This window comes from Streptomyces sporangiiformans, assembly GCF_005768555.2.
Lineage (GTDB): Bacteria > Actinomycetota > Actinomycetes > Streptomycetales > Streptomycetaceae > Streptomyces > Streptomyces sporangiiformans.
Genome location: NZ_VCHX02000065.1, coordinates 29,602 through 53,313 on the forward strand (window position 1 = coordinate 29,602; position 23,712 = coordinate 53,313).

At 71.0% G+C, this 23,712-nt stretch carries 19 protein-coding genes and 1 pseudogene; 9 read left to right on the forward strand and 11 right to left on the reverse strand.

Going from position 1 to position 23,712, the window contains the following annotated elements:
- Positions 1-23 precede the first annotated feature (23 nt).
- Positions 24-725 (reverse strand): annotated as a pseudogene (locus FGD71_RS05960) (ABC transporter ATP-binding protein); the annotation flags it as partial.
- A 162-nt stretch (positions 726-887) separates the two neighbouring features.
- Here FGD71_RS05960 and FGD71_RS05965 point away from each other — a divergent pair.
- The 4 genes from FGD71_RS05965 (at position 888) to FGD71_RS05980 (ending at position 5,821) form a co-directional block, all read left to right on the forward strand.
- Positions 888-1,529, forward strand: a complete 642-nt coding sequence (locus tag FGD71_RS05965; protein WP_119099323.1) for a TetR/AcrR family transcriptional regulator — start codon at positions 888-890, stop codon at positions 1,527-1,529.
- Positions 1,530-1,654: 125 nt separating this feature from the next.
- Entirely contained in the window at positions 1,655-2,503 is an 849-nt protein-coding gene (locus tag FGD71_RS05970; protein ID WP_119099324.1) for a 3-hydroxyacyl-CoA dehydrogenase family protein, read from the forward strand.
- A 165-nt stretch (positions 2,504-2,668) separates the two neighbouring features.
- Complete coding sequence (locus FGD71_RS05975; RefSeq protein ID WP_119099325.1) at positions 2,669-2,992, forward strand: STAS domain-containing protein; 324 nt, start codon at positions 2,669-2,671, stop codon at positions 2,990-2,992.
- 249 nt (positions 2,993-3,241) lie between these two features.
- Positions 3,242-5,821 (forward strand): ATP-binding protein, encoded by a 2,580-nt coding sequence (locus FGD71_RS05980; protein ID WP_119099326.1) that lies wholly within the window; start codon positions 3,242-3,244, stop codon positions 5,819-5,821.
- A 119-nt stretch (positions 5,822-5,940) separates the two neighbouring features.
- On the opposite strand, the gene nucS is transcribed toward FGD71_RS05980, so the two are convergent.
- Complete coding sequence (gene nucS / locus FGD71_RS05985) at positions 5,941-6,621, reverse strand: endonuclease NucS (protein ID WP_119099327.1); 681 nt, start codon at positions 6,619-6,621, stop codon at positions 5,941-5,943.
- Between the two features lie 354 nt (positions 6,622-6,975).
- On the opposite strand from nucS, the gene FGD71_RS05990 reads away from it, so the two are divergent.
- Positions 6,976-7,368 carry an SCO5389 family protein gene (locus FGD71_RS05990; RefSeq protein ID WP_119099328.1) on the forward strand — a complete coding sequence of 131 codons (393 nt, stop codon included), beginning with the start codon at positions 6,976-6,978 and terminating at the stop codon, positions 7,366-7,368.
- Positions 7,369-7,502: 134 nt separating this feature from the next.
- Here FGD71_RS05990 and FGD71_RS05995 read toward each other — a convergent pair whose 3' ends face one another.
- Positions 7,503-8,531, reverse strand: coding sequence for an LLM class flavin-dependent oxidoreductase (locus FGD71_RS05995; RefSeq protein WP_119099329.1), 1,029 nt, complete (start codon positions 8,529-8,531; stop codon positions 7,503-7,505).
- A 218-nt stretch (positions 8,532-8,749) separates the two neighbouring features.
- On the opposite strand from FGD71_RS05995, the gene FGD71_RS06000 reads away from it, so the two are divergent.
- On the forward strand, positions 8,750-9,082 hold the full coding sequence (locus FGD71_RS06000) for an ATP/GTP-binding protein (RefSeq protein ID WP_119099330.1): 333 nt from the start codon (positions 8,750-8,752) through the stop codon (positions 9,080-9,082).
- A 19-nt stretch (positions 9,083-9,101) separates the two neighbouring features.
- Here the strand turns inward: FGD71_RS06000 and FGD71_RS06005 are convergent, their stop codons facing one another.
- The 7 genes from FGD71_RS06005 to mce form a co-directional block, all read right to left on the reverse strand.
- Positions 9,102-9,998, reverse strand: coding sequence for an ABC transporter permease (locus FGD71_RS06005; protein WP_119099331.1), 897 nt, complete (start codon positions 9,996-9,998; stop codon positions 9,102-9,104).
- Positions 9,995-11,215: an ABC transporter ATP-binding protein gene (locus FGD71_RS06010; RefSeq protein ID WP_119099332.1), complete on the reverse strand. Its 1,221-nt coding sequence runs from the start codon at positions 11,213-11,215 to the stop codon at positions 9,995-9,997. The genes FGD71_RS06005 and FGD71_RS06010 overlap by 4 nt, the downstream gene beginning before the upstream one ends.
- Before the next feature lie 158 nt (positions 11,216-11,373).
- On the reverse strand, positions 11,374-12,144 hold the full coding sequence (locus FGD71_RS06015; RefSeq protein WP_119099333.1) for an ABC transporter permease: 771 nt from the start codon (positions 12,142-12,144) through the stop codon (positions 11,374-11,376).
- 3 nt (positions 12,145-12,147) lie between these two features.
- Positions 12,148-13,146, reverse strand: coding sequence for an ABC transporter ATP-binding protein (locus FGD71_RS06020; RefSeq protein ID WP_119099334.1), 999 nt, complete (start codon positions 13,144-13,146; stop codon positions 12,148-12,150).
- A gap of 151 nt (positions 13,147-13,297) precedes the next feature.
- Positions 13,298-14,233 (reverse strand): coiled-coil domain-containing protein, encoded by a 936-nt coding sequence (locus FGD71_RS06025; protein WP_119099335.1) that lies wholly within the window; start codon positions 14,231-14,233, stop codon positions 13,298-13,300.
- A gap of 186 nt (positions 14,234-14,419) precedes the next feature.
- On the reverse strand, positions 14,420-18,181 hold the full coding sequence (gene scy, locus FGD71_RS06030; protein ID WP_119099336.1) for a polarized growth protein Scy: 3,762 nt from the start codon (positions 18,179-18,181) through the stop codon (positions 14,420-14,422).
- A gap of 299 nt (positions 18,182-18,480) precedes the next feature.
- Entirely contained in the window at positions 18,481-18,945 is a 465-nt protein-coding gene (gene mce / locus FGD71_RS06035) for a methylmalonyl-CoA epimerase (protein ID WP_119099337.1), read from the reverse strand.
- 146 nt (positions 18,946-19,091) lie between these two features.
- On the opposite strand from mce, the gene FGD71_RS06040 reads away from it, so the two are divergent.
- From FGD71_RS06040 to FGD71_RS06055, 3 genes are all read left to right on the forward strand, one after another.
- The gene (locus tag FGD71_RS06040) at positions 19,092-20,294 is read left to right on the forward strand and encodes an acetyl-CoA C-acetyltransferase (protein WP_119099338.1); all 1,203 of its coding nucleotides are present in this window, start codon (positions 19,092-19,094) and stop codon (positions 20,292-20,294) included.
- 71 nt (positions 20,295-20,365) lie between these two features.
- Entirely contained in the window at positions 20,366-21,322 is a 957-nt protein-coding gene (meaB, locus tag FGD71_RS06045; protein ID WP_119099339.1) for a methylmalonyl Co-A mutase-associated GTPase MeaB, read from the forward strand.
- Positions 21,323-21,619: 297 nt separating this feature from the next.
- Positions 21,620-22,849, forward strand: coding sequence for an MFS transporter (locus FGD71_RS06055; protein ID WP_119099340.1), 1,230 nt, complete (start codon positions 21,620-21,622; stop codon positions 22,847-22,849).
- Positions 22,850-22,864: 15 nt separating this feature from the next.
- Here FGD71_RS06055 and FGD71_RS06060 read toward each other — a convergent pair whose 3' ends face one another.
- Positions 22,865-23,620, reverse strand: a complete 756-nt coding sequence (locus tag FGD71_RS06060) for a PepSY domain-containing protein (protein WP_119099341.1) — start codon at positions 23,618-23,620, stop codon at positions 22,865-22,867.
- Between the last annotated feature and the right edge of the window lie 92 nt (positions 23,621-23,712).

Here is a 23,712-nt window from a genome sequence, read left to right on the forward strand (position 1 = left end):
TGTCCTGTGAGTCCTGGGGAGGGCTAGACGGCGACGGGAGTCTGGTCCTGGGGCGCGGGGCCGCGCCCGGTGATGGCGAGGAAGGCGTCCTGGAGCGTGGCGTCGACCGACCCGGCGTACGTGAGCTTGAGTGCGCTCGGCGTGCCCTCGGCGACGACCGTGCCCTTGTCCACGATCACCAGACGGTCGGCGAGCGCGTCTGCCTCGTCGAGGTAGTGCGTGGTGAGGAAGACCGTGGTGCCGTACTCGTCGCGCAGCCGCCGCACCAGGTCCCACAGGTCGGCGCGGCTTCCCGGGTCGAGACCGGTCGTCGGCTCGTCGAGGAAGAGCACCTCGGGCCGGTGCATCAGGCCCATCGCGATGTCCAGCCGGCGGCGTTGCCCGCCGGAGAGCGCGGCGCACTTGCGGTCCAGGAGCTCGGTCAGATGCAGTTGGCCCGCCAACTCCTCGGCGCGCGCGGCCGCCTGAGGTTTCGTCAGGCGATAGAGGCGCCCCTGGGTGACCAGTTCCTCGCGTACGGAGATGGTCGGGTCGACGCCGCCGGACTGGGCGACGTAGCCGGTCTTCTCGCGTACGCCGCCGGGGTCGCGGGCCAGGTCGCAGCCCGCGACGGTGGCGGCGCCGCCGGTGGGGGCGAGCAGCGTGGTGAGCATCCGGAGGGTGGTCGTCTTGCCGGCGCCGTTGGGGCCGAGGAAGCCCAGGATCTCGCCCGGCCGGACGGTGAGGTCGATGCCCCGTACCGCCTCCACCGGGCCGCGTTTCGTCTGGAAGGTCCGGGCCAGGCCGGCCGTACTGATGATTGCCATGCCCACAAGAAAAACAGAGTCACTGAAATTTTGCAACGACCCCAAATTTTAAGGGAGTCCAGCGAGCGCTACGATGAGGGCATGGCAGAGGGGCTCAGGGAGCGGAAGAAGCGCCAGACCAGGCAGTACATCTCCGACGTGGCGACCGGTCTGTTCCTGGAGCGCGGCTTCGACGCGGTGACGATCGCGGAGATCGCGGAGGCGGCGGACGTCTCGGTCAATACGGTCTACAACTACTTCCCCAGCAAGGAAGACCTGTTTCTGGACCGTGTCGAGGGTGTCGTCGGCAAGCTCTCGCGCTGTGTGCGGGCCCGGGACGTGGGCGAGTCGGCGGGTGCCGCCGTGCTGCGAGAGCTGCGCGCGGAGGTCGAGGCGGTATCCCCCCGGATCGGCCTGATGGAGGGCTACGACCGGTTCATGAAGGTGATCCATGGCGCGGCCGGGCTCAAGGCCCGTCTCTGGTACATCCAGCAGGAGGTGCTCGACAGGCTGGAGGCGACACTGCGCGAGGAGACGGGCGCGGGCGAGAGCGACCCGATGCCCACCCTGGTCGCCGGTCAGCTCGCCTGGGTGCAGTCCACCCTCATGGCCATGATCGGGCGCGCGATGGTCGCCGGTGGCAAGCCCGCCGAAGTGTCCCGCGAAGCCCTCGGCCTTCTCGACGACATGGAAGACCTTTTGAGTGAGAAGGTCCTCAACTACGCCGTACGGGCGGCGGAATGAGTGCTGCCGGTGTGACGTCCGTCAGATGAGACGTGACGCGCATTACTTACCGGTCACACAGCCCCTCACGAGCGCTAAGGTCCGCCGGAGAGGGACATATAAACGGCGTGTTAGGGAGTCGGACTGTGGCACGGAAGCTTGCCGTCATCGGGGCGGGGCTCATGGGTTCCGGTATTGCCCAGGTATCCGCGCAGGCGGGCTGGGACGTCGTCCTGCGCGATGTCACCGATGAGGCACTGACCCGTGGCACCGACGGCATCAAGGCCTCGTACGACAAGTTCGTCGGCAAGGGGAAGCTGGACGCCGCCGAGGCGGAGGCCGCACTCGGCCGGATCACCGCGACCACCGACCTGGACGCGGCCGCCGACGCGGACATCGTCGTCGAGGCCGTCTTCGAGAAGCTGGAAGTCAAGCACGAGATCTTCCGCACGCTCGACAAGCTGGTGCGGGACGAGACCGTGCTCGCGTCCAACACCTCCGCCATCCCGATCACCAAGATCGCGGCGGCCACCGAGCGTCCGGAGCGGGTCGTCGGCGTCCACTTCTTCTCGCCGGTCCCCATGATGCAGCTGTGCGAACTCGTGCGCGGCTACAAGACGAGCGACGAAACCCTCGCCACCGCGCGGGCGTTCGCCGAATCCGTCGGCAAGACCTGCATCGTCGTCAACCGCGACGTGGCCGGCTTTGTCACGACGCGGCTCATCTCGGCGCTCGTCGTCGAGGCGGCCAAGCTCTACGAGTCGGGCGTGGCCACCGCAGAGGACATCGACCTCGCCTGCAAGCTGGGCTTCGGCCATGCCATGGGGCCGCTCGCCACCGCCGACCTGACGGGCGTCGACATCCTGCTGCACGCCACGAGCAACATCTACACGGAGTCCCAGGACGAGAAGTTCGCCCCGCCGGAACTGATGCGCCGCATGGTGGATGCCGGTGACATCGGTCGCAAGAGCGGGCAGGGCTTCTACACGTACTGACTTTGTGTCGGCCTGTACTGCCGTCACCCTTCGGAGTGATTTCGGTATCGGTTCGCTTACAGAGGGCAACTTCTGCCCCTGTAAGGCAGTCAGTCCTGGCACAACACAGGACACGGAAGACGTTCGGAAGACGCGGAGCACGAAACGCACTCTCGGGGAGCGCATATGCACATCAGGGGCGACCACGCCGAGCTGGTCGTCGGGGGCCGCCTCGACGTAGTCAGCGCGGCGGACGCCCGTACGGTCCTGCACTCGGCTGTCGACGACGGAGCCGGCGACCTGGTGCTCGACCTGTCAGAGCTGGACTCCTGGGACGCCACCGGGCTCGGTGTCATCATGGGGGCCCACCGGCGGGCGGGGCGGTGCGGCCGGACGCTTGTGCTGCGCGGCGTACCGCCGCAAATGCAACGCCTGCTGGTGGCGACCCGGTTGCACCGGATCCTGGCGATCGAGGGTGGCATCGGGGTGGAGTCGCTGCCTCGGGTCTGAAGGCCCGGAGTGAGGGCCCCGGGCCGCCGCCCGCCAGGTGAAACGTGCGGCAAGCGCAATCCTCACGAAGCTGTGACGTCTCGGACGGCTCCGTACCCCCTGTGTTCGTAGATACTGAGAAAAGGTTTAAGGTTCGGCTGCCCGCCGCTCCACAAACCCATGAGCGGGCACCGGACCAGAAGCGACAGCGCAGTGTGCGGCAAGGCCGGGAGGGGCTCGGCACACGACGCTTTTGGGGGGCTTGGACCTATGGACCCGACGAACCGGGGACCCGAAGAGTACGGCCATGACGATGACGGCCAGGCGCCTCGCCAGCGCCCGCCGCGCGATCCGATCACGTACGCCCTGGGGCAGGGAAACGCCCAGCAGGCGTCGGCACTGGCCCGCACCGTCCAGCTGGTGTCGGGCGACTACCTGCTCACCGTCAACCCCGTCGACGGCAGTGAGATAGAGCTCTGCCCACCGGGAGAGCGGCCGGGAACGCCCACCAGGTTCACGCCCGCCGAGCGCGCCGAACAGGCCCGCGCCTCGCGGCCGCCCGTACCACCCGGGCCGGCCCAGCCCAGGCTGCCGCTCCTGGAGCGTCAGGAGGAGCGTGAGCGGCTTGTACGCCTGCTTGCGCGCGGGCGCTCCGTACGGCTGACCGGGCCCTCGGGCTCGGGCCGCACCGTGCTCCTCGACGCCGTCGCCGACGACTGCGCGGACCTCGCGCCCGACGGTGTCGTGCGCCTCAGCGGACACCGCCGCACGGCGAACGATCTGCTGCGTGACCTCTTCGCGTCCGTCTACAGCGCCCCGCTGTACCGGCCGGAACAGGACGAACTGCTCACGCTCGTCCGCGAGATCGGCGCGGTCGTCATCCTCGACGACGTGGAGTTCGGCGGCAGCGCGCTGGACGAACTGCTCGACGCGACGCCCGAGTGTGCCTTCTTGATCTCCGCGACGCCCGATGTCGCCGCGCCGTCCGCCGATTCCCTCCTCGAAGAGGTGTTCCTCGGCGGTCTCGGCCGCGCCGGCGGGCTCGAACTGCTCGAGCGGGCCGTCGGACGCGTACTGACCGACAACGAGGCGGACTGGGCGGGCGACCTCTGGTTCGAGTCCGAAGGGCTGCCGCTGCGCTTCGTGCAGGCCGGCGCGCTGCTGCGGCAGCGCGACCAACTGCGCGCCGACCCGAACGCCTTCGACGAGTTCGGGTACTTCGAGGACGCTCCCGTGGACGCGCCCTTCGACGCCGAGGACGGCCACGACGTACCGCTGCCGTCGCTCGCCGAGGGCGCCGCGCCCGCGGAGCTGCTCGCGTCCCGGCTCAGCGAGTCGGCGCGCAGCACGCTGCGGTTCGCGGTCGCGCTGGGCGGCGAGGTGCCGCACCAGGCGCATCTGCCCGCGCTGGTCGGGGACACGCACGCGGACGCCGCGCTCGCGGAGCTCGTCGGCTGCGCGCTCGTCACGCCGGTCGGCTCGCACTACCGGCTCGCGGCCGGCGTGCAGACCCAGCTGGAGGCGGTCGGGTTCGCGTCCGATGCCGGGGAAAAAGTGCGCGCCGCGGCCGAGCACTATGCCTGGTGGACGGGGCATCCGTCGGTCACCCCGGAGCGGGTCGCCGCCGAGGCGGACGCCGTGCTCGCGGCGCTGACCGCCCTGGTGCCGGTCAGCGTGCCACCGGCCGACGACGAGGAGGAGGAGAGCGTCGCCGTGCGGCTGGCGCGCTCGGCCGCGCCCGCGTTGGCCGCGGGGTTGCACTGGAGCGCCTGGGAGCGCGCGCTGCGCTGCGGTGCAGAGGCGTCCCGGCTCACCGGTGAGGTCCCCGATCAGGCCTACTTCCACCACGAGTTGGGCATACTCGCCCTCTGCGACGGACAGTTCGAGCGGGCCCGGGCCGAGTTGGAGGCCTCCATCGGGCTGCGTGGCGCCCTTGCCGACAAGCGCGGCACGGTCGCCGGCCGGCGAGCCCTGGCACTGGTCGCCGACCGCTCCGGAGTCACGCCGAGCGGGCTGGGCTCTCCGGCGGGCGAGGAGGTGTCCGGCGCGCGTTACGAGGAGTCGGCGTCGCCTCCCGGTGGCGTACCGGCCGCGTTTGCCGCGGTCCCACCGGTCCAGCCGCCCCAACAGTTCGGCGATCCCTCGACGTTGGTCACGCACCGGACCGGGCCGTCCTCGCAGCCGCGCCCGGGTGGCGTCAAGCGTCTGGTGAGCGGCACCCGGCGCAATCTGGTGGCCGCGAGCGCGGGCGCGCTCCTCGTCGCCGTGCTCGGCACGGTGGTGACGCTCGGCGCGACCTCGAACAACGACAACACTCCGTCGGAGAAGGTCGGCGTCAACCCGTCGGCGAGCGCGGGCGAGGGCGGCGGCGGCCTCGGCGCGGACGAGCCGAGGAAGGACGGCGGCGACGCGGGTTCGACGAGCCGTCCGACGGACCCGGGGGAGGACGGTGTGCTGGGCACCGCGGACGACCCGACGCCGTCGAGCGGTACGGGCGGGGAGCCGTCGGACGCCCCGAGCGGGTCGAAGGACCCGAGTGACCCGCCCCAGTCGACGTCGAAGCCACCGTCCTCGCCGAAGCCGCCGTCGAGCCCGCCGCCGTCCAGCCCGAGGCCGCCGTCGAGCCCGCCGCCGTCCTCGCCGAGGCCGCCGTCGAGTCCACCGGCGTCCAGCCCGGAGCCGTCGGACCCCCCGTCGTCCCCGGAGACCTCGGACTCGGCCAGTGGCCCGGCCCCCAGCGCACCGGCTTCCAGCCCGGCAGTGAGCAGCTCCGCGAGCGGCCCGGCGGACAGCGACGCGCCGGGGTCGCCGAGCGGATCCGATACGGCCGATACGCCGACGGTGATCTGACCACGAGCACATGGCAGAGGGCCGGGTCCTGTCGAGGGACCCGGCCCTTTCGTCGTCTCAGGGGTCAGACGGGCAGAGGGGGCGGAGGGGGGCAGAGGGGCCCGTCGCCCGTAAAGCGGTCAGAACAACCGCAGCTTGTCGTCCTCGATGCCGCGCAGGGCGTCGTAGTCGAGCACCGTGCAGCCGATGCCGCGGTCGGTGGCGAGTACGCGGGCCTGCGGCTTGATCTCCTGGGCCGCGAAGATGCCGCGTACCGGCGCGAGGTGCGGGTCGCGGTTCAACAGGTCCAGATACCGCGTCAGTTGCTCCACGCCGTCGATCTCGCCGCGCCGCTTGATCTCCACGGCGACGGTCTGTCCTTCGGCGTCCCGGCAGAGGATGTCCACGGGACCGATGGCCGTCATGTACTCGCGGCGGATCAGCGAGTAGCCCTCGCCGAGGGTCTCGATGCGGTCGGCGAGCAGCTCCTGGAGGTGTGCTTCCACGCCATCCTTGATCAGGCCGGGGTCCACGCCGAGCTCGTGCGAGGAGTCGTGGAGGATCTCCTCCATCGTGATGATGAGTTTCTCGCCTGCCTTGTTGCTGACGGTCCACACGGCTGCCGTGTCCCCGTCGTCTCCCGGCCCCTCCTTCACGGTGCAGGGCGGAGACATCCAGTTGAGGGGCTTGTAGGCCCGGTCGTCCGCATGGATCGAGACACTGCCGTCCGCCTTCACCAGGACGAGGCGGGGCGCCGACGGGAGATGAGCGGTGAGCCGGCCGGCGTAGTCGACGGAGCAGCGGGCAATGACGAGACGCATGGTCGGCAACGCTACTCGACGGGTGGCGGTCCGCGCGATTCGCCTACCGGCGACGCCCCATCGCCCCGTGGAGAAGCTCCGGTTCGCACCCATTACCTCTCCCTTTGCCACCTCTCTCCCCTGAACCCGAATCGTCGCGTCGTGCCCAATTGCCTGTGGCAAGTGCTGTTCGGAAGTGGCCGGTTGTGTGCACATTGGGCCCTGTCTGTGTTCCAGATGTCCTGGTGCGATCAAGAACAGTTGCCTACCGTATAAACGGGAGGTCGCGGTGCGTATACGCAGCGTGTTCGATGGTCGGCCTCCCTCCCTGTCAGTCAACCCCCTCTGGCGAGAGGGGGTGCGAGAGGAGAACCCATGTCGCTGGACGTCTCACCGGCCCTACTCGAAAAGGCCGAGCGAGGCGAGGTCGACGAAGCGGAATTCGTCGACTGCGTCCGGACCTCCCTGCCCTATGCATGGGAGATGATCAGCTCCCTGGTGGCCCAGCTGAAGGTGGACGGCGGCCCGTTCGCCGACAACCAGACACCGCCACCGGACGAGCAGGCACGTGGCCAGCTGCTGCGTGCGCTCGCGAGCGACGCGATACGCGGTGCGCTGCAGCGGCACTTCGGAGTGCGGCTGGCCTTCCAGAACTGCCACCGGGTGGCCGTGTTCCCGCTGGACGGGTCGGTGGACGACACCCTGACGCGCTTCACCTCGGTGCGCAGCCAACTGCTGAACCAGTCTCCGGAGTTCCGGGACTGCTGAGCGCAGCGATGCCGTATGGCTTGCCGCCCCGCACGCGGGAGGTGCATCTGGTACCGGGGCGGCAAGCTTCCCGTGGCATCGGCCTGTTCAGCCCCGCTGAGGGGCCGTTCCGTGGATCCGTTCTGCGGGGCCGTTCACCGCAGGCGGGGCAGTACCTCGGCGCCCAGGCGTCGTACGTTCTCCTCCGTGGCGGCCAGGTCGCCCGAGCCCTCCACGAGGAGAGCGAAGCGCGTGATGCCCGTGCGTTCCGAGGTGGCTGCCAGGCGGTCGGCGCACAGTTGGGGGGTGCCTACCGGGTGCAGGCCGCAGAGCAGTTCGGTGTAGGCCAGCGGGTCGCGCATCGCGCGGGCGCGGCCGTCCACCGTCACATGGGCTTCGAGTCCCTGCTTCAGCCAGCCCGGCATCGCCTTGAGGAGCGCTTCGGCCGCGTCGGTGCGACGGTCCGCGATCTGTGCGACACCGGCCGAGACATGGGCCGCGCCCGCGATCTCGTCGGACGAGCGCCCCGCGGCCCGCGCGCAGGCGCGCCACAGCGCGACCATCTCCGCCTTCTCCTCGTCCCCGACATGCATGCCGAGCAGCATCGACAGGCCGCGCTCGGCGGCCAGCCGGACGCTCGCCGGTGATGTGCAGGCGACGACGACCTCCGGCCCGTCCCCGCCCGTCAGGGCCTCCGACGGCCTGGGGACGACGGGGACTTCACGGAAGGCGAAGCGCTTGCCCTCGCCCGCGACGGAGGGTTCGCGCAGCCAGCGAACCAGCAGATCGAGTGATTCCGGGAACCCCTTCTCGTACGCCTCGAGGCCCGCCCCGAAGACCTCCAGGTCGACCCACGGCCCACCGCGTCCCACTCCCAGCGAGAACCGTCCACCGGACGTCACGTGCAGCAGCGCGGCCTGCTCGCCGAGCGCCACGGGGTGTGCGGTGGGCAGCACGCTGACCGCCGTGCCGACCCGGATGCGACGGGTGCGGCCGAGCAGCAAAGCGGCGAGTGTGACCGCCGACGGGCACGTCCCGTACGGCACGAAGTGGTGCTCTGCCAGCCATATTGTGTCGAGCCCCGCCTCCTCGGCGACCTCCGCCGAACGCACCGCGCGGTGCAGCGCCTCCCCCTGGCCCTGCCCCGGGAACTGGGCTGCCAGTACAAAGCTTCCTACGCGCATCGCACTCCTGCCTCCTTGGCGCCGACGCGACTCCCCCAACCCGCATAACCGTCTGACACGTGCCAAAGACACGGCTTGACGGGGAGATTGGCGGATTGTCTGCAAAGTGAGCCGGTCGTGCGGCGGCTCTGTGGGCTCGGTGAGGTACGTCTACCCACGGTTGCCCCGCGTAGGCTGGAGGCGGCCCGTGCTCCCTGTAAAAGCTCGTGAGGTGTCCTGTGTCCCCGCGCCGCAATCGTCCCAAGGGCGCCGACTCGTCCGGCCGGAGAGGGGGCGAGGACCGTACCGACCGCTACGGCGGCTGGCAGTCCACGGAGAGCTGGCAGGGCGACGAGTGGAGCGTGCGCCATGTGGCGGGCGCGAGCGCCGAGGGCAAGACCTACCGCTGCCCGGGCTGCGACCAGATGATCCCCTCCGGCCTCCCGCACGTGGTGGCCTGGCCCGCGCACGCGGGCGTGGACGACCGCCGCCACTGGCACAAGGCGTGCTGGAACGCGAAGGACCGCCGCACCACCCGGGTGCAGCGGTCCCGCAACGGGCCGAGGTTCTGAGGTCCTCGCACTACGTCCGCTACACGTCCCGCTTCTCCAGCAGGGCGTAAGCGGCGACGAACGCGACGGCCGTCACGCCCAGAATGATCCACAGCGGGTCCCAGCCGGACGGCCCGGACCGGCTGAGCGAGTTGTCGTAGAAGACGCTGAGCTGGTTCGGGATCGAGTACTCGAAGAGGGCGTCGCGCAGGTCGCTCAGCGACTCCGAGAACATGAACATCGCGATGACCAGCGGAGCGAGCACCGTTCCGATCATGATGGTGATGGCGCCCGCCGAGTGCCGGACGAGCGATCCGACGATGAGTGAGAGCAGTCCGAGCAGCGCGATGTAGAGCCCGATCCCGACGGTGCCCTTCAGCCAGTCGTCGCCGGTGGGCTCGTCCGCGCCCGTGCCGTCCAGCATGGCCACCTGGGCGAAACCGACGAACGCGGCTGACACCACCGTGATCACGAAAGCGACCACGAAGAACACGATCGCCTTCGCCGCCAGCACCCGTCCTCGGCTCGGGCACGCGGTCATCGTGGTCCGGATCATGCCCGTGCCGTACTCGGAGGCGGTGGTCAGCACGCCGAGCGTGATGATGCACATGCTGCCGAGGAGCAGCCCGAAGAAGCCAAGGGACAGCGGGTTCTCGCCGGACAGGTCCGGCGAGGAGGAGGAGACGGCCGCGCCGGCGGCGAGGCCGATGCCGACCACGAGCAGGACGAAGACGCCGAGCGTCCACATCGTGGAGCGCACCGACCTGATCTTCGTCCACTCCGAGGAGAGGGCGTGTCCCAGGTGCGTGCGGACGATCGGGATCGGCGAGGTGTACGAAGGGGCGGGCGCCGCCTGCCAGTTGGGCGCGGCCTGCTGCGGCGGCATAGAGGGCTGGGGTGCGGCCTGCTGCGGCATCGGGGGCTGGGGCGTGCTCATCGGGCGTCCTCGGGCTTGGTCAGGTCGGAGGCGGCGGGCTGCGCGGCAGCGGCGGAGGGCTGCGCGGCCTGGGCGTACGGGTTCGGCCCGCCGGTGCTGCCGGGTGCGGCAGGCGCGGCGGGAGCGGCAGGAGCCCCGTACGGGCCGGCGGGCTGCCCCTGAGGCATCGCGAACGGCTGCCCGCCCTGCTGGGGCGGCGGCGGGGCGTACCAGCCCGGCTGCCCCTGCCCGGCCACCGGCATCTGCGGCGGCGGCATGGCGCCCGGCGGCATCTCCTGCTGGAGGCCCGAGCGCTGGTCGATGGTCGAGCGGTAGTCGACGGCGCCCTGGGTCATCCGCATGTACGCCTCCTCCAGCGAGGCCTGGTGCGGTGACAGTTCCCACAGGCGTACGTCGGCGCCGTGCGCGAGGTCGCTGATGCGGGGCAGCGGCAGACCGGTGACGCGCAGCGCCCCGTCCTGCTCGGGCAGCACCTGGCCGCCCGCCTCGGTCAGCGCGGCGGACAGCTTCTCGCGCTGCTGCGGCTCGGTGTCGGGCGTCCGTACGCGCGCGAAGTCAGCGGAGTTGGCGGAGATGAAGTCCTTCACGCTCATGTCGGAGAGCAGTTGACCGCGCCCGATCACGATCAGGTGGTCGGCGGTCAGCGCCATCTCGCTCATCAGGTGCGAGGACACGAAGACCGTACGGCCCTCGGCGGCAAGGGACTTCATGAGGTTACGCACCCACAGGATGCCCTCGGGGTCGAGGCCGTTGACCGGCTCGTCGAAGAGCAGCACCTGCGGGTCGCCGAGCAGCGCGGCCGCGATGCCGAGGCGCTGGCCCATGCCGAGCGAGAAGCCCTTGGAGCGCCTCTTCGCCACGTCCTGCAGACCCACGACACCGAGCACCTCGTCCACGCGGCGGGCCGGGATGCCCGACAGCTGAGCGAGGCACAGCAGGTGGTTGCGGGCGTGCCGGCCGCCGTGCACGGCCTTGGCGTCGAGCAGCGCGCCGACCTGCCGGGGCGCGTTCGGCAGCTTCCGGTACGGGAAGCCGCCGATGGTCACCTGCCCCGAGGTGGGGTTGTCCAGGCCGAGAATCATCCGCATCGTCGTCGACTTGCCCGACCCGTTGGGCCCGAGGAAGCCGGTGACGGCACCCGGCCGCACCTGGAAAGAAAGGTTGTACACGGCCGTCTTCGCGCCGTAGCGCTTGGTCAGGCCGACTGCCTCGATCATTCTCCGCACCCATCGAAAGGTTCAGGACTTCGGGCACACGCCCCCGTAAGGGTTAGGAGGATAACCGGGAGCTGACGGTTCCCTACAAGAGCGAGCAAAATCCCCCGGGTCGGACCGGCCCCATCTGCCCGTCCCGCCCCCCCCGGCCCTCTCGACCTCTACGCGTCCCGCTTCTTCAGCAGCGTGTACCCGCCCAGGAGCGCCACCGCCACCCACAGCACCATGATCCCCAGGCCGCCCCAGGGCCCGTACGGGGTGTCGTTGTCGGCCGGAGCGACCACCTGCATGATCTTGCTGCCGGCCTGGTCCGGGAGGAACTGTCCGACCTTCTTGGTCGCCGAGACATTGCCCAGGATGGCGGAGATCAGGAAGAAGAACGGCATCAGGATGCCGAGCGAGAGCATCGGGCTGCGCAGCATCGCCGCGACCCCCATCGAGAAGACCGCGATGAGCGTCATGTAGAGGCCGCCACCGAGGACCGCGCGCAGTACCCCCGCGTCGCCGAGCGAGGCGCTGTGCTCGCCGAGCATGGCCTGACCGAGGAAGAAGGCGACGAAGCTGGTGGCGAGGCTGACGACGAAGGCGAGCGCGGTCGCCACCGCGAGCTTGCTGAACAGGAAGGTGCCGCGTTGCGGGACGGCCGCGAGCGAGGTGCGGATCATGCCGGTGCTGTACTCGTTCGAGACGACGAGCACGCCGAACACGATCATCGCCAGCTGGCCCAGACTCATGCCCGCGAAACTGATGAACGTGGGGTCGAAGGACAGCCTTTCGCGCGGGCTCATGGTGGCCCACTCGTCCGCGGACAGGAGCGAGATGAGCATGCCGAGCGCGACGGTGACCACCGCGGCGAGACTCAGTGTCCACACGGTGGACGCCACGGACCGGATCTTGGTCCACTCGGACTGGACGACCTGGGTCGCGGCCATGGTTCAGCCCTTCTTCCAGTCGCTGCCCCAGCCCTGCCTCGACGCGGGCGTGACGGCGTCGGGCGTGACGGCGTCGGGCCGGCCGGCGCCGGGCGGGCCGGAGTGCGCGTGGTACTCCACCGACTCGGCCGTCAGCCGCATGAACGCCTCCTCCAGGGACGCCTGTTGAGGGCTCAGCTCATGCAGCGCGACCTGGTGCTGCGCGGCCAGCTCGCCGATGTGCTCCGGTTTGCCGCCGTCCACTTCGAGCGCGCCGTCGACGGCGCGGACAGCGATGATCCCCGCCCCGGACAGCGCGTCGAGCAGCTGCTCCGGCTGCGGGGAGCGGATGCGCACGTACGAGCGTGAGTTCTGCCGGATGAAGTCGGCCATGGACGTGTCGGCGAGCAGTCGGCCCTGGCCGATCACGACGAGGTGGTCGGCGGTCAGCGCCATCTCGCTCATGAGGTGGGAGGAGACGAAGACCGTACGGCCCTGGGCCGCCAGGGATTTCATCAGCGTCCGGATCCAGTGGATGCCTTCGGGGTCGAGGCCGTTGACGGGCTCGTCGAACATCAGGATCCGTGGGTCGCCGAGCAGCGCGCCCGCGATGCCGAGGCGCTGGCCCATGCCGAGCGAGAAGCCCTTCGCCTTCTTGCGGGCCACCGCCGTCAGGCCCACCGTGTCGAGGACCTCGTGCACCCGGCTCTTCGGGATGCCGTTGCTCTGCGCGAGGCACAGCAGGTGGTTGAAGGCGCTGCGGCCGCCGTGCATGCCTTTGGCGTCGAGCAGGGCCCCGATGTACTTCAGCGGGTCCCTGAGGCCGTCGTAGTGCTGCCCGTCGATCCGCACGTCCCCCGCGGTCGGCCGGTCGAGCCCGAGCATCATCCGCATCGTCGTGGACTTCCCCGCGCCGTTCGGCCCCAGAAACCCGGTGACCATGCCGGGCCGCACGGTGAAGGTCAGACGGTTCACCGCCAGCTTCTCGCCGTACCGCTTGGTCAGCCCTTCGAGCTCGATCATGCGCCCACGCTAAAACGGGACAAAGCCCCCTGCCACCGGAGTGGCAGGGGGCTTCGAGCGCCCCAAAGGGGATCGGGGCTGTGACAGGTGCGGCCCCGCCGCGTGGGCGCGACCAGCTACAGCCGACCCGCAGGTCCCCTATGAACCGCGCTTACCGGGACTGCTGCGCCGGAACGCCACGAGAGACCGGCTCGTCCTGCTCCGGAGTGCCCGCGGCAGCGACAGCCGCACCGGTCAGCGTCGCGAGCATCTCGCGGACGTTCGTCAGCTGAGCGTTGATCGAGTCGCGGCGGTTGGTGAGAGCCGCCAGCTCGCGCTCGGATTCCGAACGGATCCGGTCCGCCTTGGCGTTCGCGTCGGCCACGATGTCCTCGGCCTGGCGCTGGGCCGTCTCGACGGTCTGACGGGCACGGCGCTCGGCGTCCGTACGCAGCTTCTCCGCCTCCAGGCGCAGCTGCTCCGCGCGGTGCTCGATCTCCGCGAGACGCTTCTCGGCCTTGGCCTGACGCGACGCCAGGTCGCGCTCGGACTGCTCGCGGCGCTTGGCGAGGTTCGTCTCGAAGTCGGCGGCGGCCTGCGCGGCCTTGGCCCGGGTCTCCTCGAAGAGGGCGTCCGCCTCCTCGCGCTTGGACTGCGCGTCCTTCTGCGCGTCGGAACGCAGCTGCCCAGCTTCGGTCTTGGCCTTCTCGACGATCCGGACGCCCTCGTCCTCTGCCTTGGCCTTGCGGTCGGCAGCGAACGATTCCGCGTCGTTACGCACCTGCTGGGCAGCGGACTCGGCGAGCTCGCGGTGCTGCTCGGCCGCGCGACGGGCCTCCTCGCGCAGATCCTTCGCCTCCTCCTCGGCGAGACGGAGGATCTTCTCGACGCGCGCGCCGAGACCCGCGTACGACGGCTCCGCGTCGTTCACCTGGGCCTGGGCGTTCTGCGTCTCGAGGTGGAGCTCCTCGATGCGCTTTTCCAGAGCAGTGATACGGGCCAGAGCGCTGTCACGGTCGGAGACGAGCTTCGAAATGCGTTCGTCCACCTGAGCGCGGTCGTATCCACGCCGCACAAGCTCGAAGCCGTAGGGGGAAGTGTCGCTCATGGGGTTCCTGTCGAATGAGACCGGTGAGTGAGGTGATAGGTGGAATCCTAGGGGCCAAGGCGGCGTGTCATCGAGCAGAAGCCCGATTGATATGGAGAATGACACCCTTTTTGGTGGCTAACATCCGGAGAGCTTGCCAGAGACGGCGCCGAAGCTCCCCAACAAGCACAAAATCTGTGCTTCACGCTAGCCGTCGGACGACTTGCCCCCCGAACGAGTCGCACCGGCCGCAGCAGCCGCCTTGACGCCCCCGTCCTTGCCGCTCGACGGGGTCTCAAAAGATTCCAACGCCTCAAGGACGTCCTGGACACGGGAGATCTCGGCATTGATGTCCTCGCGTCGGCGGACCAGCACCTCGAGCTCACGCTTGCCCTCCTCCACCATCCGCTTCGCCTCACGCTCGGCGTCGGTGCGGATCTGCTCGGCCTCGGCGATGAGCGCGGACTTCTTCTGCTCGGCCTCCTTGAGAAGCCCCTCGGCCTTCCGCACGGCGGCGATACGCACCTTGCCCGCCTCGGAGTTGGCCTCCGAGACCATGTCCTTGGCCTTCGCCTCCGCCTCCTGCAGCTGCTCCTCCGCGGCCTTCACCAGGGCGTCGCACCGCTCGCCGGCCGACTTCATCGCCTCGGCGGACTCGCGGCGGGCCCGCTCGTGCAGCTCCTCGATCTCGCCGGTGATCCGGTCGCGCAGCTCCTCCGCGCGTTCCCTGATCGCCGTGGCGTCCCGGCGCGCGCCGACCAGCAGCTCGTCCGCGTCCGTACGGGCCCGCTCCACCCTCGAATTGCCCTCGACGGTGGCCTCGGAGACCAGGCGCTCCGCTTCGTTGCGGGCCGCGCCCACCATCGTGTCGGCCTGCGACTCGGCGTCCGCGGTCGTCTTGAGGGCGGTCTGCCGGGCCTCCGAAGTCAGCTTCTCGGCCTCGGAGGTCGCCTCCGTCATGAGCTTGTCGACCTGCTCGGCCGCCTCCGAACGCCGCTTGTTGGCGTCCTTGCGGGCCTCGTCCAGCGTGCGGTCGGCCTCATCGCGCGCGGCCGACATGACCCGCTCGGCCTCCGCCTCGGTCTCGGCGCGGAGCCGCTCCGCGTCGCTGCGGACCCGCTCGGCGTGCTGCCGCGCGGAGCCGACGGTCTCGGCGGCCTCGGCACGCAGCCGCTCGGCGTCGCTCGTCGCGTCCGAGATCAGCTTCTCGGCCTTCGCCACGGACTCGGTGCGGACCCGGTCCGCCTCCGTGTTCGTCTCGGTGGTGAGCCGCTCCGCCTCGGCGGTCGCCTCGGTGATGAGGGTGTCCGCCTGCGTCGCCGCGTCCGAACGGGCGCGGTGGGCGTCCTCGCGGGCCTCCGACCGGATCCGGTCGGACTCGTTGATCGCCTCCGAGACCGTGCGCTCGGCGAGGGCCTTGGCGGCTTCCGCCTCCTCCTGCGCCTCGCGCCGCAGACGGTTGCCGTCCTCGGCGGCCCGCTCGCGCTCGGCGTACGCGTCGGAGCGGACCCGGTCCGCCTCCTCCTGCGCCTCCGTGCGCGTACGCTCCGCGGCGTGCTCGGCGGCCGAGCGCAGCCCGGCGATCTCCTCCTGCGCCATCTCGTGCAGCCCGGCCACGGAGTCCCGTACCTGCTGCGCGGTCTGCTCGGCGGTCGAGACCATCTCGGTGGCGCGGCGGTCGGCCTCCTCCACCAGCCGGCGGGCCTCGGCCTGAGCCTCCTCCACGCGGTTGCGCGCCGAGGCCAGCAGCTCCTCGCTCTGCTCGCGCGCCCGCTCCCGCTCCTGGTGGGCCTCTTCGCGCGCGGAGCCGAGGAGATCGTCGGCCTCGCGGCGGCGCCGGGCGGCCTCCTCCTGGGCGGCGGCCAGCGTCTCGGCGCCCTCGGCCGCCAGCCGCTCCGCGGCGGTCTGCGCCTCCGCCCGGACACGGTCGGCGGAGTCCTGGGCCTCCGACTTCATTCGCTCGGCCTCGGCCGAAGCCTCCGAACGCAGCCGTACGGCGATGGCCTCGCCCTCGGCGCGCGACGCGGAGGCGTCGGAAGCGGCCTCCGTGCGCAGCCGCTCGGCCTCCGCCTCGGCCTGCGCCTGGAGCGTACGGATCCGCTCGGCGGCCTCGGAGCGCAGCCGGTCCGACTCCTCGACGGCCTCGCGGCGGATCCGCTCGGCCTCCGCGCGGGCGTCCGTCAGGGCCTGCTCGGCGGCGGCGAAGCGGTCCTCGGCCTCCGAATGCAGCCGGGTCAGCTCCTCGGCGGCCTCGGCCTGCCGGGCGGTGATCGCGCGCTCGGAGTCCTTACGCATCTCCTGCGCGGCCTGCTCGGCCTCCGCCTTGAGCGCCTCGGCCTGCTCCAGGGCTTCCGCCCGGTTCCGCTCGGCCTCGTCGCGCGTGCGCTTCAGCGTCTCCTCAGCCTGGCGGCGCAGCGTCGTGGCGCGCTCGATGGCCTCCGTGCGCACCCGCTCGCTGTCGGTCGTGGCGGTGGAGCGCAGCTCGTCCGCGTCGGCCTTCGCCTTGGCGAGCAGCTCCTCGGCGGTCTTGGCCGCCTCCTCGATCTGCTGGACGGCCTCGCGCCGCGCCTCGGAGCGGATCCGCTCGCCCTCTGCGACCGCGTCGGCACGCAGCTGCTCGGCGTCGCCACGCAGCCTGCGCGCCTCCTCCTGCAGCTCGACCGTCTTGGCGCGGTACTCCTTGGTGTCGTCCTTCGCCGCGCCCTTGAGCTCCTCGGCGATGTCGTGCGCCTCGGCACGCAGCCGGTCCGCCTCGGCCTCGGCCTCGGACCGGATCCGCTCGGCCTCCTCGGCCGCCGCCCTGGTGGTCTGCTTGGCGTCCTCCGACGCCTTGTTGAGGACCTCCTCGGCCGTACGCGCGGCCTTGGAGAGCTGGGAGGCGGTCTCCTCGGCCGTCGCGCTGCGGGCGCTTTCACCGGCCTCCGCGAGGATCCGCTCGGCCTCCAGGCGGGCGTCCGCGACGACCTGCTCGGCGTCCGCCTTGGTGGTCTCGGCCTCCTTCGTGGCCTCGCCGACCAGCCGGGCGACCTGCTCCTTGGCCGTACGCGTGCGCTGCTCGTTGGTGGACTCGGCGCTCGCCAGGGCCTTGGCCGCGGCCTCCTTCGCCTCGGCGACGAGCTTGTCCGCCTCGGCCCGCGCCTCGCGCAGCGCCGTCTCGGCCTCGGTCATGCGCTGCTCGGCGGCCCGGCTCAGCTCGGTGGCCTGGCGGCGGGCGCTGTCGGACTCGGTCGCCGTGGAGCTGCGCAGCTGCTCGGCGTGGTCGGTGGCCTCCTGTGCCTGCGTGGACGCGGCGTTCAGCAGGCGCTCTGCGTCCGTACGGGCCCGGCGCAGCAGCGCTTCGGCCTCCGTGCGGGCGGCCTCGGCCTCGCTCTGGAGGCGCTGCCGGGCCTCGGCGGCGACCCGCTCGGCCTCCGCGCGGGCGGTGGACAGCGCCTGCTCGGCCTCGGCACGGGACTCGTCCAGGAGGCGGCGGGCCTGCTGCTCGCTGCGGGCGCGCAGCTGCTCGGCCCAGGCCACGTTCTCGTTGACGTGCGTCTCGACGGTCTGCCGGCGCTCGGCCAGCTCCTGGTCGAGCTTCTGGCGGCGGGAGACGGCCTCGGCGTGCAGCTCCGCCTGGAGACGGGCGGCCTGCTCGGCGTGTTCCTGGAGGATGCGCTGGGTCTGCGCGCGGGCCTGGCTCAGCTCCCGCTCCGCGTCCTGGCGCAGCTGGTCCGCCTGGATCTGCGCGTTACGGAGCATCTGCTCGGCCTGGTAGCCGATGTCGCCGCCGTCGTAGGCAGGACGGGACGCGAGGTTGCGCCGCGCCTCGTGCAGCTTGGCGCGCAGCACCTCGACCTGATAGCCGAGGTCCTCGGCGTGCTGGACGGCCTTCTCCCGCTCGGTCTTCAGCCGTTCCATCTCGGCCTCGAACCGAGAGAGGTGGTCGACGTCAGCCGCCGGCTCTCGCTCCTGGCGTTCGTAGCCCCGCACTGCGCGGTCCCATCCGTCCCCTGGTCGCAAGTCTCTCCAAACGAGCTCCGTCCATCCGCCGAACGGGGCCCCCGGGGAATGGTGTCAGATCAACGGCGGAGCATGGGCTGCTGCCCCGACGCTCGTCCCCCGAAACCCGGACCCCGGCCCGCGGTCGCCCTCACGGAGCGACGACCGCACCCAACCCTACCGGGCCGCATCCACCCGGGGGCCTGGCCAACCGGCTTTTCCGGCTGGGGGGAGTCCGGGGCCGCGGTACTGCGCCGACGAAACGGTCCCCGGAACATGCAGTACGGAGATCACCGCTCGTTCGACTCAACAGCCCGTTCGACAGCCGATTCGACAGCGGCGGAAGTGACCAGTTCCGTCAGAACGCCGTGGCAGTCCTTGGGGTGCAGGAAGGTGATCCGCGATCCCATCGATCCCCTGCGCGGCTCCTCGTACAGGACGCGTACGCCCTTGTCCTTGATGTCGGCCGCCTCCGCGTCGACGTCCGCCGTGCCGAAGGCGATGTGGTGCACGCCCTCACCGTTCTTGGCCAGCCACTTCGCGACGGTGGAGTCGTCGCGGGTCGGCTCCAGCAGCTGGAGGTAGGAGGCGCCGCCGTCGGACGTCTCGTTGATCTTGAGCATGGCCTCGCGTACGCCCTGCTCCTCGTTGATCTCGGAGTGGAAGACTTCGAAGCCGTAAGTGGCACGGTAGAACTCGACAGTCCTGTCGAGGTCGAAGCAGGCGATCCCGATGTGGTCGATTCGCGTCAGCATGGTGTTAGTGCAGCGCTCCTGACGTGGTTACGCAACGTGCGGGCGATCACACCGCCTCCCGGATGACGGGTGGCTTACCGCTCAGTACATTCAAGTAAACCCTCGTTCACTCCTCAGCTGTGCAAGCTGGAAGGGGATCGCTCCTCATGTCTGGAACGAACAGCACCACCTCCGTGATCGTCGCGGGTGCCCGCACCCCGATGGGACGGCTGCTCGGCTCCCTGAAGTCCTTCTCGGGAGCCGACCTCGGTGGATTCGCGATCAAGGCCGCCCTCGACCGTGCGGGGATCGGTGGCGACCAGGTGCAGTACGTGATCATGGGCCAGGTTCTGCAGGCCGGGGCGGGGCAGATCCCGGCGCGGCAGGCCGCGGTCAGGGCGGGCATCCCGATGAACGTCCCGGCGCTGACGGTCAACAAGGTCTGTCTCTCGGGCCTGGACGCGATCGCGCTGGCCGACCAGCTCATCCGGGCGGGTGAGTTCGACGTGATCGTGGCGGGCGGCCAGGAGTCCATGACGAACGCGCCGCATCTGCTGCCGAAGTCCCGCGAGGGATACAAGTACGGCGCGATCGAGATGCTCGACGCGATGGCGCACGACGGGCTGACGGACGCCTTCGAGAACATCGCCATGGGCGAGTCGACCGAGAAGCACAACACACGCCTCGGAATCCTGCGTCCCGAGCAGGACGAGATCGCCGCGCTCTCGCACCAGCGGGCCGCCGCCGCGCAGAAGAACGGCGTCTTCGAGGCCGAGATCACGCCGGTGGAGATTCCGCAGCGCAAGGGCGAGCCCGTCGTCTTCAGCACGGACGAGGGCATCCGCGGCGAGACGACCACCGAGTCGCTGGGCAAGCTGCGGCCGGCGTTCACCAAGGACGGGACGATCACGGCCGGTTCCGCCTCGCAGATCTCCGACGGCGCGGCCGCCGTGGTCGTCATGAGCAAGGCCAAGGCGCAGGAGCTGGGCCTCGAGTGGATCGCCGAGATCGGGGCGCACGGGAACGTGGCCGGACCCGACAACTCGCTCCAGTCCCAGCCCTCGAACGCCATCCAGCACGCCCTGAAGAAGGAGGGCCTGAGCGCCGAGGATCTCGACCTGATCGAGATCAACGAAGCCTTCGCGGCCGTCGCGGTCCAGTCAATGAAGGACCTCGGGGTATCCACGGAAAAGGTGAACGTCAACGGCGGAGCGATTGCCCTGGGCCACCCGATCGGGATGTCGGGCGCCCGGCTCGTCCTGCACCTCGCCCTGGAGCTGAAGCGGCGGGGCGGCGGCGTGGGCGCGGCGGCGCTGTGCGGTGGCGGCGGCCAGGGTGACGCGCTGATCGTGCGGGTACCCAAGGGCTGAGTGAGCGCATCTGCTTTTTTCGTACGGATCGACCTCCGTACGGACGGACGAGTGACTGGATGGGAGCTGTGATGCAGGACGTCCCCACGCTGGTGGCCCAGGCCAGGGAGGGCCGGCCGCGGGCCGTGGCCCGGTTGATCTCCCTGGTGGAGGGGGCGTCCGAGCAGCTCCGTGAGGTCATGGCGGCCCTGGCACCGCTCGCCGGGAACGCGTACGTCGTGGGAATCACGGGATCGCCGGGCGTGGGCAAGTCCACGTCCACGTCCGCGCTCGTGACCGCGTACCGGCGGCAGGGCAAGCGGGTCGGCGTGCTCGCCGTCGACCCGTCCTCGCCGTTCTCCGGCGGCGCGCTGCTCGGCGACCGCGTACGGATGTCGGAGCACGCGTCCGACGCCGGTGTCTACATCCGCTCCATGGCCACCCGCGGACATCTCGGCGGACTCGCCTGGGCAGCCCCCCAGGCGATCCGTGTGCTGGACGCGGCCGGATGCGACGTCATCCTCGTCGAGACGGTCGGCGTCGGCCAGTCCGAGGTCGAGATCGCCTCCCAGGCGGACACGTCCGTGGTGCTCCTCGCGCCCGGCATGGGCGACGGTATCCAGGCGGCGAAGGCCGGAATCCTGGAGATCGGCGACGTCTACGTCGTCAACAAGGCGGACCGGGACGGCGCCGACGCCACCGCCCGTGAGCTCAACCACATGCTCGGCCTCGGGGAATCCCGCGGCCCCGGCGACTGGCGCCCGCCCATCGTGAAGACGGTGGCCGCGCGCGGCGAGGGCGTCGACGAGGTCGTCGAGGCCCTGGAGAAGCACCGCGCCTGGATGGAGGAGCACGGCGTGCTCGCCGAGCGGCGCCTCGCCCGCGCCTCCCACGAGGTCGAGACGATCGCGGTCACGGCCCTGCGCGAGCGGATCGGCGATCTACACGGTGACCGCCACCTCGGCGCGCTGGCCGAGCGCATCGTGACCGGCGAGCTCGACCCCTACCGGGCGGCCGATGAACTGGTGGCAGGGCTCACCGAGGGCTGAGGGGGCAGCGCGGGCTGAGGGGGCAGCGCGGGAGGTTTCCTCGCCCCCGCCGCCCCTACCCGTCCCGTACCTGGGGGCTCCGCCCCCAGACCCTCGTATCGGCCTGAACGGCCTCGTCCTCAAAATGCCGGACAGGCCGAGTACGCCACTGTTACCTTGACCGCGTGTTCCTCCTCTTGGCATAGGGCCCGCCCCGGCCCGCGATCGGCAGCGCATGGACGCCGCCGTCGCGGCGATCAGGCGTCCCTGTCTGCCCGGGCGCCCGTCTCGGCGCCCTCTCCCTGAGGAACTCTTCGCATGTCTGCGTCTTCAACGCGGCCTTCGTATGCCGCGGTTCTGCGCATGCCCTACGCCAGGCGCACCTTCACCGCCGCCGTCGTCGGCCGGCTCTCGTACGGGATGGTCTCCCTGGCCGTGATGATGGCGGTGAGCCGGGCCACCGGGTCGTACGCCGTGGCCGGCACCGTGATGGCGCTCTTCGGAGCCGCCAGTGTGTTTCTGACGCCCCTGCGGGCCGCCCTGGTCGACCGGCACGGCCCGCGCCGGGCGCTGCTGCCCATGGCCGCGCTGTACGCGGGGCTGCTCGGTGTGCTGGCCGCGGTGAGCTGGCGGCCGGGGGCGTCGCCGGCGCTGCTGACGGTGGTCGCCGTCGCCGCCGGGGCCTGTACGCCGCCGCTCGGAGCCACCATGCGTGCCGTATGGGGTGAACTCATCGCGGACCGGCGGCTGTTGCAGCGCGCGTACAGCCTGGACGGGGTCGCCGAGGAGCTGACGTTCGTGACCGGGCCGCTGCTCATGGGGGTGGTGGTCCGGTTCGCGCCTCCCGCGGCCGGTGTCGCCGTGAGCGCCGCGCTGGTGGGGGCGGGGACCCTGGGATTCGTCATGTCCCCGGCCGTGCGGGGCGTGGCCGTACGGGCCTCGCGCAGGCGCCTGCGGATGCGGGGCCGGCGCGGCGGGCTGCTGCAACCCGTGGCCGTGGCCGGGGGAGTGGGGCTCGCCCTGGGAGCGGTGGAACTCCTGGTGCTGGCCTTCGCCGGGCAGCGCCACCACGGGGACGACACCGTCGCCTGGGTGCTCGCCGCCCTGTCGGCGGGCAGCGCGGTGGGCGGACTCCTGAACGGTGCGGTCAACTGGCGTGTGTCCGCCCGCGTACGGCTTCCGCTGCTGGCGGTCGGCCTCGCGCTCGCCCTGGGCGCGGCCGGATGGGCACCGGGCCTCGTGACGCTCTCCGCCGCCATGGCTGTCGCGGGGCTGTTCGTCGCCCCGGCGCTCATCACGTCCTACCTGCTCGCCGACGAGGCCGCGCCGCCCGGCTTCCGTACCCAGGCCGGGGCGTGGGTCAACACCGCGGTGAACGCGGGCTCTTCGGCCGGTGCCGCCGGGGTGGGGCTCCTGGTCGGACGGCTGCCGCTCGCCGTGTGCTTCGCCGTGTCCGGCGCGGCCGCCCTGGTCGCGGCGCTCGCGTCCTGGCGCGGCACAGCCTCCCCGGCGGTGCACACCGGGGAGGCTGCTGAGGTCGTCCGCTGAAGCGAGGGGGCTACGTCAGTCGTCCGAGTCGGCGTCGTCCTTGTCGTCGGCGGCGCTGTTGTCGGCGTCGTCCGACGCGTTGTCCTTGTCGGCGGTGACCCGGGCGCTGTTCAGGTCGACGTTCCACTCGCGCTCGGTGCCGCCCGAGGCGCGGGTGTCGGCGCCCCAGGAGGGGGACTTCCCGTCGTCGTCCAGGTCCACGGACGTCACCGTGCCCTTCGCGGCTGCGGCCTTGGCGGCCTCCTCGGCCGAGACAGACGCGCCCTTCAGGGCGGCTCGCACCTGGGCGGTGTCGTCCGCGTCGTCCTTCTCGACGTTCTCGACGTGCGCACCGAGGACCTTGCCGCTGGCCGGGTCGAGCTGGACGCTGTGCCAGGTGCTGTCCTTGGCGAGGACCTCGACCTCCCAGTTCGCCGGGCCGTCCTCGTCCTTGCCGTCCAGGTCGGCGGAGACCACGGTGCCCGACGTGTGACGGAGGGCGGCCTCGATGGCCTCGGCCGCCGTGACCTTGGTGACCGTGACCTGGTCGGTGTCGTCGTCGGCCTGGTTGTCGTCAGCCCGGTCGTCGTCGGCCCGGCTGTCGTCGCGGTCGTCCTTGTCGCGGCCGTCGTCGGTGTCGTCGGCGTCCTCGCGGCTGTTGTCGGCCGGGGCCACGCCCGAGGGCTTCGTCGCCGCCGACGCGTCGTCACTCGTGACCGCGAGAGCCGTCGCCGTACCGCCTCCGACGAGGGCGGCGGCGGCGATGGTGGCGATGACGATGTTGCGCTTCATGGGGTTCCTCCGGGGGTTCTGCGGTTTCGACGTTGTCCGGTTGCGACGTGAACCAATCTGCTGGAGGCACGCTGAAGCGGAGCTGAAGGAGC